Annotated in this window: 12 protein-coding genes; 4 read left to right on the top strand and 8 right to left on the bottom strand. The window is 63.0% G+C overall.

The annotated features are described in order from the left end of the window. The first annotated feature begins 187 nt into the window (after positions 1–187). A complete protein-coding gene (locus AC5STB_RS16675; protein WP_495443915.1) occupies positions 188–1,759 on the top strand; it encodes a choice-of-anchor L domain-containing protein in 1,572 nt (523 codons plus the stop codon). Between the two features lie 98 nt (positions 1,760–1,857). Continuing rightward, complete coding sequence (locus tag AC5STB_RS16670; protein ID WP_495443914.1) at positions 1,858–2,199, top strand: hypothetical protein; 342 nt, start codon at positions 1,858–1,860, stop codon at positions 2,197–2,199. A 19-nt stretch (positions 2,200–2,218) separates the two neighbouring features. Here the strand turns inward: AC5STB_RS16670 and AC5STB_RS16665 are convergent, their stop codons facing one another. Then, the gene (locus AC5STB_RS16665) at positions 2,219–2,989 is read right to left on the bottom strand and encodes a helix-turn-helix domain-containing protein (RefSeq protein WP_495443913.1); all 771 of its coding nucleotides are present in this window, start codon (positions 2,987–2,989) and stop codon (positions 2,219–2,221) included. Between the two features lie 121 nt (positions 2,990–3,110). Between AC5STB_RS16665 and AC5STB_RS16660 the strand changes: the two genes are divergently transcribed. Then, positions 3,111–3,545: an excinuclease ABC subunit A gene (locus AC5STB_RS16660; RefSeq protein WP_495443912.1), complete on the top strand. Its 435-nt coding sequence runs from the start codon at positions 3,111–3,113 to the stop codon at positions 3,543–3,545. A gap of 90 nt (positions 3,546–3,635) precedes the next feature. Here AC5STB_RS16660 and uvrA read toward each other — a convergent pair whose 3' ends face one another. The 3 genes from uvrA to lpdA form a co-directional block, all read right to left on the bottom strand. Beyond that, the gene (gene uvrA / locus AC5STB_RS16655) at positions 3,636–6,494 is read right to left on the bottom strand and encodes an excinuclease ABC subunit UvrA (protein ID WP_495443911.1); all 2,859 of its coding nucleotides are present in this window, start codon (positions 6,492–6,494) and stop codon (positions 3,636–3,638) included. A 249-nt stretch (positions 6,495–6,743) separates the two neighbouring features. Beyond that, positions 6,744–7,913 (bottom strand): MFS transporter, encoded by a 1,170-nt coding sequence (locus tag AC5STB_RS16650; protein WP_495443910.1) that lies wholly within the window; start codon positions 7,911–7,913, stop codon positions 6,744–6,746. Positions 7,914–8,122: 209 nt separating this feature from the next. Further along, the gene (gene lpdA, locus AC5STB_RS16645) at positions 8,123–9,517 is read right to left on the bottom strand and encodes a dihydrolipoyl dehydrogenase (RefSeq protein WP_495443909.1); all 1,395 of its coding nucleotides are present in this window, start codon (positions 9,515–9,517) and stop codon (positions 8,123–8,125) included. Positions 9,518–9,800: 283 nt separating this feature from the next. Here lpdA and AC5STB_RS16640 point away from each other — a divergent pair, with 283 nt between their 5' ends. Then, positions 9,801–10,022 (top strand): hypothetical protein, encoded by a 222-nt coding sequence (locus AC5STB_RS16640; RefSeq protein ID WP_495443908.1) that lies wholly within the window; start codon positions 9,801–9,803, stop codon positions 10,020–10,022. A 7-nt stretch (positions 10,023–10,029) separates the two neighbouring features. On the opposite strand, the gene AC5STB_RS16635 is transcribed toward AC5STB_RS16640, so the two are convergent. The 4 genes from AC5STB_RS16635 to queA form a co-directional block, all read right to left on the bottom strand. Continuing rightward, on the bottom strand, positions 10,030–10,485 hold the full coding sequence (locus AC5STB_RS16635; protein WP_495443907.1) for a GFA family protein: 456 nt from the start codon (positions 10,483–10,485) through the stop codon (positions 10,030–10,032). A gap of 138 nt (positions 10,486–10,623) precedes the next feature. After that, complete coding sequence (locus AC5STB_RS16630; protein WP_495443906.1) at positions 10,624–11,202, bottom strand: DUF924 family protein; 579 nt, start codon at positions 11,200–11,202, stop codon at positions 10,624–10,626. A gap of 138 nt (positions 11,203–11,340) precedes the next feature. Beyond that, positions 11,341–12,615, bottom strand: a complete 1,275-nt coding sequence (locus AC5STB_RS16625) for an MFS transporter (RefSeq protein WP_495443905.1) — start codon at positions 12,613–12,615, stop codon at positions 11,341–11,343. Between the two features lie 203 nt (positions 12,616–12,818). Next, positions 12,819–13,868, bottom strand: a complete 1,050-nt coding sequence (gene queA / locus AC5STB_RS16620; protein WP_495443904.1) for a tRNA preQ1(34) S-adenosylmethionine ribosyltransferase-isomerase QueA — start codon at positions 13,866–13,868, stop codon at positions 12,819–12,821. Between the last annotated feature and the right edge of the window lie 39 nt (positions 13,869–13,907).

Below are 13,907 nucleotides of genomic sequence, written 5' to 3'. Positions count from 1 at the left end.
CCCAAACCGGCATTGCGCAAGGCCGGTCCCGCACGGGGCCGGCCCTGGTTTTGCGGGCTGTCGGAAAATATCCCTAAAATTCGACTAAACTCCCGGTTTTAGACGCCCTCCCGCCACATTTCGGACCCATTTCGGCTCCATTCCAGAAGCCGGACTTTAATCCTATTTCTGGACCGGGACCGCACGCATGGCGACTGCAACCGAGCTGAACATCAACACAAATGCCACTGCCACCCAGATGGCAGAGGAGATCTTTGGTGATGGCGTCACAGTTACCAATGCGACCTACAGCGGCGACAACCTGTCCTCAGGCATCTACACCGGCGCCGACACCACCACGCCCGGCGTGGCGCCTGCGGATTCCGGCGTCATCCTGTCGACCGGATACGCCCGTGATTTCACCAACAGCGACGGCTCCTCCAACACCAACGTCCGCGCAAACACCAGCACCAATACCAACGGTGTGAACCGTGACGCTGACTTCAACGCGCTGGCCGGCACCAACACATTCGATGCCTCGATCCTGGAGGTTGATTTCATTCCCGATGGCGACACGCTGACCATCGACTTTGTGCTGTCCTCTGAAGAATACCCAGAATTCGCAAATTCCCAGTACAACGATGTGGTTGGCGTCTGGGTGAACGGGGTTGAGGCCCAGGTGTCGATCGGCGACGGCACTGCCTCCATCGGGAACATCAACGACGGCACCGAGAACGTCTATGTCGACAACACCGGCGACCAGTTCAACACCGAGATGGACGGCTTCACCATCACCTTGACCTTCGTCGCCCCGGTGAACGCAGGCGTGGTCAACACCCTTAAGATCGGGGTCGCCGATACCGCCGACAGCAGTTATGACAGCAACCTGCTCATCGCAGGCGGCTCAGTGCAAACTGCCATCGTGGCTGCGGACGACGAAGCAGAGTACGCAATCAACAAGACCCGCATACTTGACGTGCTGGAGAACGACAGCACCACCAGCGGCACGCTGACCATCACTCATATCAACGATCAGGCGGTCTCGGCGGGCGACACCGTTACCCTTGCCACCGGCCAGCAGATCACCCTGAACGATGACGGCACCCTGACCGTTGTCACCGACGGCGACCTGGAAACGGTTTATTTCAACTACACCGCGGATAACGGCGAGGGGAATTCCGACACCGGGCTGGTGGAAATCACCCAGACCGTGCCCTGCTTTCTGCGCGGCACGATGATCCGGGTGCCCGGCGGCGAAATCCCGGTCGAGGATCTGCGCCCCGGCATGGAGGTTCTGACCTACGACAACGGCCCGCAGGTGCTGCAATGGACCGGCTCGCGCCGCACCCTCTGCACCCCGGACACCGCCCCGATCCGCTTTGCCGCCGGCAGCTGCGGCAACAGCCGTGACCTCTTCGTCTCGCCGCAACACCGGATGCTGATCTCCGGAGCCAAGGCGGAACTGCTGTTCGGCGAGGATGAGGTCCTGGTCAAGGCCAAAGACCTGATCAACGATCTGACCATCCGGCCGGCGCTGAACCTGGCAGAAGCCGAGTATTTTCACCTTCTGTTCGGCAGCCACCAGATTCTCTGGGCCGACGGCGCCCTCAGCGAAAGCTACCAGCCCGGCCCGGAAACAGCGGCCGGCTTTGACGCCGGCACACAGGCGGAAATCCGCGGGTTGTTCCCCGAAACCTGCGCTGAAACCGGCCGCCGCTGCGGCAATGCTGCCCGCCGCGCGCTGCGCAGCTTCGAAGCGCGGGTTCTTGCCGCCGTCTGAGCCGCAACTGGCGGCCCGCCGCCACCCCTTTCTCCGCTTTCTTGGAATTGGCGTACAGCCGGTTATGTAAGGAGCAGCGAAGAAAGGACCCGCTGTAAATGGTACGCCGTCACCTAGTTCCGTTCACCGTTCTTGCCGCGGCTTGCGCGCTGGCGATACCGCTGGCCGCAGGTAATGGCATCACTGAAGAAGCACGCATGCAATGCCCGCAGGGGCTGGCGGTGAAAGCTTCCCACTGCGTGCCGCCCGGGGTGACCAAGAAATTCTACCGCCGCGGCGACCACATTCTGGACGACTATACCTGGATCGGCCAGCCCGGGCAGTGGGCGCCTGACCCCTATGGCACCTATGTGCAGGCCGGCGGCTATGTCTATCAGGTGAACCGGGAAACCCAGAAGGTTCTGCGCCTGATCGGCGCGGCAGGCGACCTGCCGTACTGACACCGCTATTGCGGGCCGGCTAAACCCGGCCCAGTGCCTCCATCGCCTGCCGGGTATCCTCATCTGCCGGGAACAGCATCTCGATCCTCAGCTCCGACATCGCCAGATCGCCGGTACCGCCGAACTGGGTGACGGTGGAAAAGAAAGACAGCACCTGCCCGCCCAAGCGGTAGCGCGCCGGGATCACCGCTGGCAGCACCCCATCCTGCGGCACCTCGTGGACCGCTGCATGTTCCTGCAGCCGCGCCACCGCCCGCTCCAGAACCGGGTCAGCCCCGAAATGCGCCAGCTCGGTGCGCAGCCGCGCCAGGCTGTGCCGCTCGACCTCCTCCAGATTGGCCAGCGCTGCCCGCAGCGCAGTATTGTCCAGCAGCGCCGCGATCAGGCTGCTGCCCTTGCTGATCCCAGCGCTGGCCAGCATCATCTCCATCGGCAGGTTCAGATCCAGCAGGGTCCAATGCCGGTCAATCATCATCGCCGGAAAGGGCGCATGCGCCTCCATCATCTGCTTTGCTGCCAGCACCAGCGGCGCCAGATCCGCATCCGCCAGCGGCCGGCTGACATAGGCCGGCGCCAGCCCGGCGGCGGTCAGCAGCTGGTTTTGCACTCCGCCCGGCAACTGCAGCTCCTCGCTCAACCGCAGCACCATGCCCCGGCTGGGGCGCGACCGGCCGCTCTCAAGAAAAGACAAATGCCGGGCTGAGACCCCGGCCTCCAGCGCCAGGTCCATCTGGCTCATCCGCCGCAAACCGCGCCATTTCTTCAGGACCGCGCCAAATGTTTCTGCCATGTCCCGCCTCCATTTTCTGTAGCATAAGCGACCAAAGCCGGCGCTTCACCTACCTCCAAGGTAATTGTTTTGCCTTCGTGCGCCGCTGCACCCTGCCCTGAGATACCTACAGGAGCTTCCCATGACCCACACTGCCGCGATCCGCATGCTCAAGACCGTTTCAATCCTCGGTGCCGCCTTCGGCCTTGCCATGGTGCTGGCCCTCGTCACACCGCTTGGCGCGGCACTCGATCTGTTCCTCGACCTTGCTTTCCTGTCGGTGGACGGTGCCCAAGCGCTCAGCCCAGGCGCAGCCACCCTGATGACAGCCATCAGCGGCGGGCTGATGTGCGGATTCTGCGTGCTGATCTATCTGGTGACAGAGCATGTCTACAGAACCGACCCCGCCCTCGGCCGCCGCCTGCTGATCCCGGCACTGCTGGCCTGGTACGTACCCGACAGCCTCGGCTCCCTCGCCGCCGGCGCCTGGTTCAACGTGGTGATGAACACGGCTTTCCTGGCCCTGTTCCTCGTCCCGCTAAGGCTCGCACGCCCCGCCGCCGCGCAAACCGCATAAGAAAGGGGGCGCCAACGCCCCCTATTCACCTTTGCAAAAATACTCCGGGGTGAATTGGCCAAAGGCCAAGAGGGGCAGCGCCCCTCTGCTTCATTCCGCCGCAACCTTCCGCGCCGCCAGAATGTCCTTCAGATAGCGCCCTGTGTGGCTGCGCGGCTCCTCCGCCACCGTTTCCGGCGTGCCGGCCGCAACAATCTCGCCGCCGCCATCGCCGCCCTCCGGGCCGATGTCGATGATCCAGTCGGCGGTCTTGATCACATCCAGATTGTGCTCGATCACCACAACCGAATTGCCCTGCTCCACCAGTTCGTGCAGCACTTCCAGCAGCTTCTTCACATCCTCGAAATGCAGGCCGGTGGTCGGCTCGTCCAGAATATACAGCGTCCGCCCGGTGGAGCGTTTCGACAGCTCCTTCGACAGCTTCACCCGCTGCGCCTCGCCGCCCGACAACGTCGTCGCCTGTTGGCCCACTTTGATATAGCCAAGACCCACCCGCATCAGCGCATCCATCTTGTCGCGGATCGCCGGCACCGCCTGGAAGAACTCCTGCGCGTCCTCCACCGTCATATCCAGCACGTCGGCAATGCTCTTGCCCTTGAACTTGATCTCCAGCGTCTCGCGGTTATAGCGCGCGCCCTTGCAGGTTTCGCAAGTGACATAGACGTCGGGCAGGAAATGCATCTCGATCTTGATAACGCCGTCACCCTGGCAGGCCTCGCAGCGCCCGCCCTTGACGTTGAAGGAGAAGCGTCCCGGTTTATAGCCGCGCGTCTTGGCCTCCGGCAGGCCGGCAAACCAGTCGCGGATCGGGGTGAAGGCGCCGGTATAGGTCGCCGGATTCGACCGCGGCGTGCGCCCGATCGGACGTTGGTCGATGTCGATCACCTTGTCCAGATGCTCCAGCCCCTTGATACTCTCGCAAGGTGCCGGCGTCTGCCGCGCGCCATTGAGGCGCATCGAGGCGGTCTTGAACAGCGTCTCGATGGTCAGCGTCGACTTGCCGCCGCCAGAGACGCCGGTCACGCAGACAAACTTGCCCAGCGGGAACTCGGCGGTCACCTCTTTCAGGTTGTTGCCGGTGGCCTTGACCACCTTGATCTTCTTCTTGTTGCCCTTACGGCGCTTCGCGGGCACCGCGATTTCCCGTGTCCCGGCCAGATACTGACCGGTGATCGACCCGGCATCCGAGGCAATCATCTGCGGCGTGCCGTGGCTCACCACTTCGCCGCCATGCACACCTGCGCCGGGGCCGATGTCAAAGACGTAATCCGCCTGGCGGATCATGTCCTCGTCATGCTCCACCACGATCACCGTGTTGCCCTGGTCGCGCAGGTTCTTCAGCGTGCCGATCAGCCGGTCATTGTCGCGCTGGTGCAAGCCGATGGAGGGCTCGTCGAGCACATACAACACCCCGGTCAGGCCGGAGCCGATCTGCGACGCCAGCCGGATCCGCTGGCTCTCACCGCCCGACAACGTGCCGGAATTGCGGCTCAGGGTCAGATACTCCAGCCCGACGTTGTTCAGGAAGCCCAGCCGCTCACGGATCTCCTTGACGATGGCGCGGGCGATCTCCTGCTTCTGCTGGCTCAGATGGTTCGGCACATCCTCGATCCAGGCCAGCGCCTCGCGGATCGACAGCTGCACCACCTGCCCCACATGCACCCCGGCGATCTTCACCGCCAGCGCTTCATCCCGCAGCCGGTAGCCTTCGCAGTGATGGCAGTGGCGGTTGTTCTGGTAGCGCTCGAACTCCTCGCGGATCCAGTTCGAATCCGTCTCGCGGTAGCGCCGCTCCATGTTCGGGATCACGCCCTCAAAGGTGCGCTCCACCTGGTAGACCCGGCCGCCCTCGTCATAGCGAAACAGGATCTCCTCCTCGCCGGAGCCGTAGAGGAACACCTTCTGCACCTTCTCGGGCAGATCCTTCCAGACGGTGTTCTTGTCAAAGTCGTAATGCCGCGCGATGGCCTCGATGGTCTGCAGGAAATAGGGCGACTTGCCCTTGCGCCAGGGCGCCAGCGCGCCGTCGTAGACCTTCAAGGACTGATCCGGCACCACCAGCCGCTCGTCAAAGAACAGTTCAACCCCCAACCCGTCGCATTCCGGGCAGGCCCCGAACGGCGCGTTGAAGGAGAACAGCCGCGGCTCAATCTCTGGGATGGTGAAGCCGCTGACCGGGCAGGCGAAGTTTTCACTGAAGGTAATCCGCTCCGGATCGCCCTCCTTGGGCGCTGTCTCCAGAATGGCGATGCCATCGGCCAGATCCAGCGCGGTGCGCAAGCTGTCTGCCAGCCGCGTTTCCATGCCTTCGCGCACCACCAGCCGGTCAACCACCACGTCGATGTCATGGCGGAACTTCTTGTCCAGCGTGGGAGGCTCGTCCAGCTCGTAGAATTCGCCGTCCACCTTGACCCGCTGGAAGCCCTGCTTGCGCAGCTCTAGGAATTCCTTCTTGTACTCGCCCTTACGGTCGCGGACGATCGGCGCCAGCAGGTAGCCGCGGGTGCCTTCCTCCATCTCCATGATCCGGTCGACCATGTCCTGCACCTGCTGCGCCTCGATCGGCAGCCCGGTGGCCGGCGAATACGGTGTGCCCGCACGGGCAAACAGCAGACGCATGTAGTCATAGATTTCCGTCACCGTGCCCACGGTGGAGCGCGGGTTTTTCGACGTCGTCTTCTGCTCAATTGAGATTGCCGGGGACAAACCGCTGATGTGGTCCACGTCCGGCTTTTCCATCATGTCCAGGAACTGGCGCGCATAGGCGCTCAGGCTTTCGACATAGCGGCGCTGGCCCTCGGCATAGATAGTGTCAAACGCCAAAGAGGACTTGCCCGAGCCCGAAAGACCGGTAATCACCACCAGCTCATCGCGCGGAATATCCACGTCGATGCTTTTCAAATTGTGCTCGCGCGCGCCGCGCACTTCGATGGATTTCAGCTCAGCCATAATGCCCCCGTACCCGCGCCGCCGAACCCTTGGCGGACGCCCGCCCTACAGATAGGGAATGCAGTGGGAAACGCCAAGCCCCAAAAGAGAACATTGCGCGAACAGGATGAAACTTGCTGACAGCAGCTGGCAGCAGCCGGGAAACCTGCGTTGTCTGGTTCGGAATCCGGCGCGCCGCGCATCCGCGCGGCGCTTGGCCCAACGGGAGGCAGTCTGCCAAGCGGACCGGCGACGGGCGGGAGCTTCTGGTCAGGCCCAGGCGCGCCGGCGCGCCGCCAGCAGCTGATGCACCAGTATGCCCGCCAGAAACAGCACACAGACTACCAGTATCATGCCGCCATAACCCGCCATCCCCAGCGCCGCCAGCAGCAGCGGCGTGCCAATCACATTGCCCGCATTGCCCGCCTGCGACATGGCGCCGTTCGACTCGGCCTGGTCCGCTGCGGTGGCGTTCAGCTGCGGAACGCACGCAAAACTGCCGCTTTGCACCAGGCCAAAGGCGGCCGCGAGCGCAAAACAGGCCAGCCAGTCCCCCGGCATCGTCCACAGCCACAAACCCGCTGCAGCGCACAGCGCAAACCCCACCTGGATCAGCTGCACCGCAGGCATCACCCGCAGCAGCGCCACCCCCAGGATCATTGACGAGGCGATGGAGATCAGCGGAAACGCCCCCATCACAAAGGCCCGCTGCCCCGCCGGCACATGCGGCGGCAGTACCGTCAGCAGCGCCACAAAACAGGCGGTATAGAACAGCCAGCCCGCGGCCGGCGCCAGCTTGAACGGCGAACGGTAGATCTTCAGATGCAGCGCCGGCAGCTCTGCCAGCTGCGGCATCACTTGGCGCGGCGGCACCGGCAAGTCCCGCATGGACCAATGCAGCAGCACCGCCAGCGCGGCCATCAGCACCGCATGGGCGGCAAACAATGCCAGCAGCCCGTGGGACGCCACCAGCGGCAGCCCCAGCCAGTTCAGCAGCGCAAAAGCAACGCCAAAAAACGTGCTCCACACCGTCAGCGCCGCGCCCCGCTGCCGGTCATTTGCCAGCAGCGCCATCAGCGTCGGCCCGGCCACCACGATGCCCAGATGCGACAGGCCTTCGACTACACGAGTGGCCAGGAACAGCCCGTAGGGCAGATGCAGAACCTGCAGCGCCGACATCGCGGCACCGGTCCACAAAGCCCAAACCAGCGCGCGCCGGTAGCCGAAGGCAGAGACGAACAGCCCGGCCACCGCGCCCATCAGAATGCCCAGCACGCCGGTCATCGAAACACTGAGGCTCAAGCCTGCGCCGGCCTCTGGGTAAAGCGCGCCTAGCTGTTCAAAGACAACCGACACCTTGCCGTATTGAGCGGCAGCTCCAAGTCCCGCAGCCCAGACCGCCAGGATCGCGCCCCAGCGGGTTTTCCCGGATGTGATCATGACCGCTGCCTCTGATTGTTATTGCTCTGCCTCTGGTTACCGCGGAGCGGACCGGGTGGCCAGAGCGCAAAGAAAAACCAACGCAGCGCCAGAACTCCGGCGCGGGACAAGACCACACGGCTGCCACGCTTCGCCGTTGTTGCACGGCTTCACGAAAAAAGGCGGCCCTCAGCAGGCCGCCTCTTCAATCCTACACTGCCTCGGGCAGCTCACATGTGGATCACCCGGTCATAGGCATCCAGCACCGATTCATGCATCATCTCGCTCAATGTCGGGTGCGGGAAGACGGTGTTCATCAGGTCTTCCTCAGTGGTTTCCAGCTGGCGGCCCACCACATAGCCTTGGATCATTTCGGTCACCTCTGCGCCGACCATATGGGCACCCAGCAACTCGCCAGTCTTGGCGTCAAAGACGGTCTTGACCATGCCCTCTGCTTCCCCCAGTGCAATCGCCTTGCCGTTGCCGATAAAGGGGAAGCGGCCGACCTTGATGTCGTAGCCCAGTTCCTTGGCCTTGGCTTCGGTGTACCCGACAGAGGCGACCTGCGGCTGGCAGTAGGTGCAGCCGGCAATGCTCTCGGGCTTCACCGGATGCGCGTGTTTGCCTGCGATCAGCTCCGCCACCATGACGCCCTCGTGCGACGCCTTATGCGCCAGCCAGGGCGCGCCGGCGATATCGCCGATGGCGTAAAGGCCATCAACACCGGTGCGGCAGAACTCATCCGTCACCACGTGGGTGCGGTCGACCTTGACGCCCAGCTCTTCCAAACCCAGGCCCTCGACGTTGCCGACGATGCCCACGGCAGAGATCACAGTGTCGAACTCCTGCTTCTCCACCTTGCCGCCGACCTCGATATGGGCAGTCACTTTCCCTTTGCTGCGGTCCAGCTGCTTGACCATGGCTTTCTCCATGATCTTCATGCCCTGTTTGACAAAGGCCTTTTTGGCAAAGGCAGAAATCTCCGCGTCTTCGACCGGCAGCACCCGGTCCATCACTTCAACCACAGTGGTCTCAGCACCCAGCGTGTTGTAAAAGCTGGCGAATTCGATGCCGATGGCGCCGGAGCCGATGACCAGCAGCTTTTTCGGCATCCGTACCGGATCCAGCGCGTGCTTGTAGGTCCAGACCAGATCGCCGTCCGCTTCCAGCCCCGGCAGCTCGCGGGCGCGGGCGCCTGTGGCCAGCACGATGTTCTTGGCAGTCAGATCCTGCGTGCCCTTGTCGGTTTCCACCGACACCTTGCCCTTGGCCGGAATGGACGCCTCGCCCATCACCACGTCGATCTTGTTCTTCTTCATCAGGTGGCCAATGCCGGAGGACAGCTGTTTTGCCACCCCGCGCGAGCGTTTCACCACCGCATCGAGGTCATAGCCGACCTTCTCCGCCTTCAGGCCGAAATCCTTGGCGCGCTCCATCAGGTGGAACACTTCCGAGGAACGCAGCAGCGCCTTGGTCGGGATGCAGCCCCAGTTCAGGCAGATGCCGCCCAGATGCTCGCGCTCGACCACGCAGGTCTTCAGACCCAGCTGCGCGGCCCGGATGGCCGCAACATAGCCCCCCGGCCCTGCGCCGATTACGATCACGTCATAAGATTGTGCGGCCATGGTGCTCCCTCGCCCTCGAACAGGTTCCAAAAACTAGTTTACCGTTAAACTAAATTTTGCTGCGCTGCAATGATCCTCTGCTGCGGCATTGCGGCCATGCGTTATCCGGCAGGTTTCCGCTTGGCAGCTCCGGCGCTTACGGGGCAGCATAGGCCGGAAGCTTTTTGCAATCTACAGCCGAGGACAGAATGCATATGACAAAAACACTTTTCGACCTCACCGAGGCCGTCCTGAACGCACCTTGATCCTGCTGGCACTTTGCCTGTTCCTGGGGTTAAGGCTGATGGGGGCCGCAGAAGGCGTCACCGCCAGCGTCGCGGCCCGGCTGGCGCAGGTGGAAGAGCGGCTGGTTCAGATCCAGGACACCCTGACAGAGATGCACAGCCTGCCGCAGCAGCCCGCGGCGGCGGCATCCCGTGCTGGCACCGCGGAGCTTGCCAGCAGGATCATCCGCGCCGCACCGCTGCTGAGGGATAGCGGCGCCTGCCCTCAGTCAGGCAGCTGATCCAGGCTCAGCCCTTGACCGCATAGGCCGCCAGCAGCCCGCCGAACTCCTCCATTGAGGGGAAGTGTTCAAAGCTGTGCTCTGCCGCAATCTCCACAAACGGGTGTTTGGCCGCGGTCCAGGTCTCGATGAAGGGATGGAACCATCCGGTGTCTTCGAACATCGTGGGGCGCACGTTCACAAAGGCCTCCACGCCGCTGATCCGGGTGAACATCCAGGTCTGGCAGTCCGGACAGCAGTAATGCGCCAGTTCCTCCCCCTTGGCGCCGCCAATGACCGGATCGCCCTGCACCACCCTGACCGCCTCGGCCGGAAACATCGCGGTCAGGGAAAACGCGCTGGCGCTCATCTTCTGGCAACCGCGGCAGTGACAGGCAGCGGTCAGCACCGGCGGCGCGGACACTGCAATTTCAGTGGCAGCGCAGCGGCAGCTGCCAATCATGGGAAAAGAAGTCATGGTCATCGTCAGCCTCTTAAAGATTTACCTGAAATACGGGAGCACCTCCCTGCCGCGGCGCGGCTTCGCGCGCAAGAGGCCGGCAAAAGAAAACACCGCGTCCGGATCCGGGCACGGTGTTCAATTCTTCCGGCGGCGCGGATATCAGCCAGCCGATTGCATCTGCCGCACGGTCTCGCCGTAGCCGCCCGCTGTCACATAGGCGAGCTCAGGCCCGGTGCTGCTGCGGCGCAGCGCCTCATTGCGATAGGGGAAACGGCCGAACTGGCGGATCACTTCGCGGTGGGCGCGGGCATGGAGCAGGTTGCTGGTCCCGGTCTCCGGCATCCTTTCCATCATCAGCCGGATGCACCGTTCCTGGTCGCACAGGTTCTCCGAATGCATCAGCGGCAGGTAGAAGAACTGCCGCGCCGGCTCGTCGATTTTCATGTCCCAGTTCCTGTTGATCGCCACCTTGGCAGCCGACATGGCGGCCCGGTCAGAGGCAAATGCCTTGCCGTTGCCGCGGAACATGTTGCGCGGAAACTGGTCCATCAGGATGATGTAGGCCAGCGTGCCGCTCGGGTAGGTCAGCCAGAAGGAGAACTTGCCCTCGCAGGCCTCCTCCCAGGTCTTAGTGAACTTCTCGCGGATCTCTTGATCCAGCGCCTCATCCTGCAGATACCACCCCTTCTCGCCGACTTCGTCGAGCCAGAATGCAAGTATCTCTTTGGGACCAGCCATCGGTCGTAACTCCAAGTTTCTCCTGACCCTATCTTCAGGCCATTTTGCATTACCTTTACAAGTAACCTTGGGTCACAAATTACGACAGACAACCCCAGTGGGTGAAATATTCCTCACAATTCTGGCTAGTTAGCGCAATCAGCCCGCTTCTTGGGCAGTTTCCTGCTCCTCCAGTTCGGTTTCGATGGCGTATTCCTGGGCAAATTCCACCGCGACCGGCGACACCGCCGGCGACATCACCGCATAGCTGCCGGTTTCGCCCACCGGGGTCGAGGCCCGCTGCGTCGCACGGTAGGCGGCATAGGCAGCCATCGCGAACATCAGCGCACCGATAAAGGTGAAGAACCCGGCCGGTCCGAACACCGAGTCCTCCATCAGCCAGCCGGTGATCAGCGGTCCGGCAATCGCGCCCAGGCCATTGATGAACACCAGCCCGCCAGAGGCCGCCGCCATGTCGTCATGCTCCAGGTAGTCATTGGTATAGGCGATCAGCAGCGAATACAGCGGGTTCGACAGGCCGCCGATGAAGAAGGCCGCGACCAGCAGCATCTTGAATTCCACCCCGAACAGGAAGCCGAGCACCGCGCCGCCGCCGCCAACCAAGGCGACGAACAGGATCAGAACCCGGCGGTCCATGCGGTCCGACAGCCAGCCCAGCGGGTACTGCAATAGGGTTGCACCGACATAGAAGGTGGCGATGAAGACCGACAGCTGCGTCAGGGACAGTCCGGCTGCGGCGCCGTAGACTGCGCTCATCCCGAACTGGGCGGAAAACACACCGCCCAGCAGGAACATCCCCACACAGCCCAGCGGCGAGATCTTCATCAGCTCCTTCAGCGTCATCGGCTTGGTGGTGTCAAACGCCGGCGTCGGCGAAATCGACAGCAGAATAGGGGCAAAGGAAATCGAAACCAGGATCGACGCGATGACAAAGGCCTCATAACCGCCGGGATCGCCGACCTGAATCAGCCCCTGCGCCGCAATAATCCCCAGCATCTGCACGATCATGTACAGCGACAGCGCCTTGCCCCGGTTGGAGTTGTCCGCCGCATTGTTCAGCCAGCTTTCCGCGGTCACATACACGCCGGAGAAACAGAAGCCTATGACCACGCGGCCCAGGCCCCAGGCAATGGTGTTGGGCAGCACCGGATACAGGATCATCACCGCGGAGATGAAAGAAGCCAGCGCCGCAAAGACCCGCACATGCCCCACCCGCCGGATCATTTCCGGCGCCAGCCGTGACCCGCCCAGAAAGCCCGCGAAATAGGCCGCCATCACAATCGACATCTCGAAGGTGGCAAAACCCTCCAGCTCGCCGCGCACGCCCAGCATGGTGCCCTGCAGGCCGTTGCCCACCATCAGCAGCATCATCCCCAACAGCAGCGCCCATGCGCTCGACAGCACCTGCAGCATCTCGTGCCCCTTTCGAAAGCAAAGCAGCCCTCCACTACGGGACGGGCTGCCAACACATTTGATTGTTATGTCCGGGCGATCAAGCCCGCCGGGCCGGTATCGCCGATTCCGGTTTCAGTTTCATGACCCCGGTGCGCGCACTCGGGGCCTATGGTTGCGGCGCTTGTCTATGATTTACTGCCGCATTTCTAAGATGTATTCGCCTATGCCGGTATCAAAAGCGACGCATCGCCATATGAGAAGAACCGGTAGCCGTTCTCAACCGCGTGGGCATAGATCCTGCGGATCTCCTCCTGCCCCATCAGCGCTGAGACCAGCATCAGCAGAGTGGATTTCGGCAAGTGGAAATTTGTCATCAGCGCATCCGCCACCTGGAAGGCAAAGCCCGGGTAGATAAAGATATCGGTGTCGCCTTCCCAGGCATGGATCTGGCCGTCCTTGGCCGCGCTTTCGATCAGCCGCAGCGCCGTTGTGCCGACCGGGATCACCCGTCCGCCCGCCGCCTTGGTTGCCGCGATCTCCGACGCCGCGTCGCCGCTGACCTTGCCCCATTCCGCGTGCATCCGGTGGGTGGTCACGTCCTCCACCTTGACCGGCAGGAAGGTGCCCGCGCCCACATGCAGGGTGACATATGAAATTTCCACCCCGCGGGCCTTCAGCGCCGCCAGCAGCGGCGCATCGAAATGAAGGGATGCCGTTGGCGCCGCGACCGCACCGGAGTTTCTTGCCCAGACGGTCTGGTAATCGGTCTTGTCCTGCTCATCCGCGGCGCGCTTGGCAGCGATATAGGGCGGCAGCGGCATCGCCCCGGCCTCGGCCAGCGCGGCGTCGAAGCTGGTGCCGCTCAGATTGAAGCGCAGATGGCCTTGGCCGTCTTCAATGGTTTCCAGGGTGGCGCTCAGATCCTTGGAAAAGACGATCTCCTCGCCCTCGCGGATCTTCTTCAAGGGTTTCAGCAGCGCCGCCCAGCTGCCATCGGCGCGCGGCTCCAGCAGGGTTGCCTCGATCCTGGCCGACACCGGCCCTTGCGCGCTGTCGCGGTGGCGCTGCCCGCTCAGCCGCGCCGGGATCACTTTGGTGTCATTCAGCACCAGCCGGTCACCAGGCTGCAGCCAGTGGACCAGATCGGTGACGTGCCCGTCGTGCAGGGCGCCGCCCTCTGCCACCAGCAGCCGGGCCGAGCTGCGCGGGCTGGCTGGCCGGGTGGCGATCAGATCATCAGGCAGGTCAAAGTCAAAATCACTCAGTTTCATGGCTGGCGCTATAGGATGTGCGGCACGGGAAATCTATGG

It is taken from the genome of Leisingera sp. CC-HEC093 (assembly GCF_059429195.1).
The sequence above is the reverse complement of the archived record's forward strand: the minus strand, read 5'-3'. Positions and strand labels throughout refer to the sequence as shown.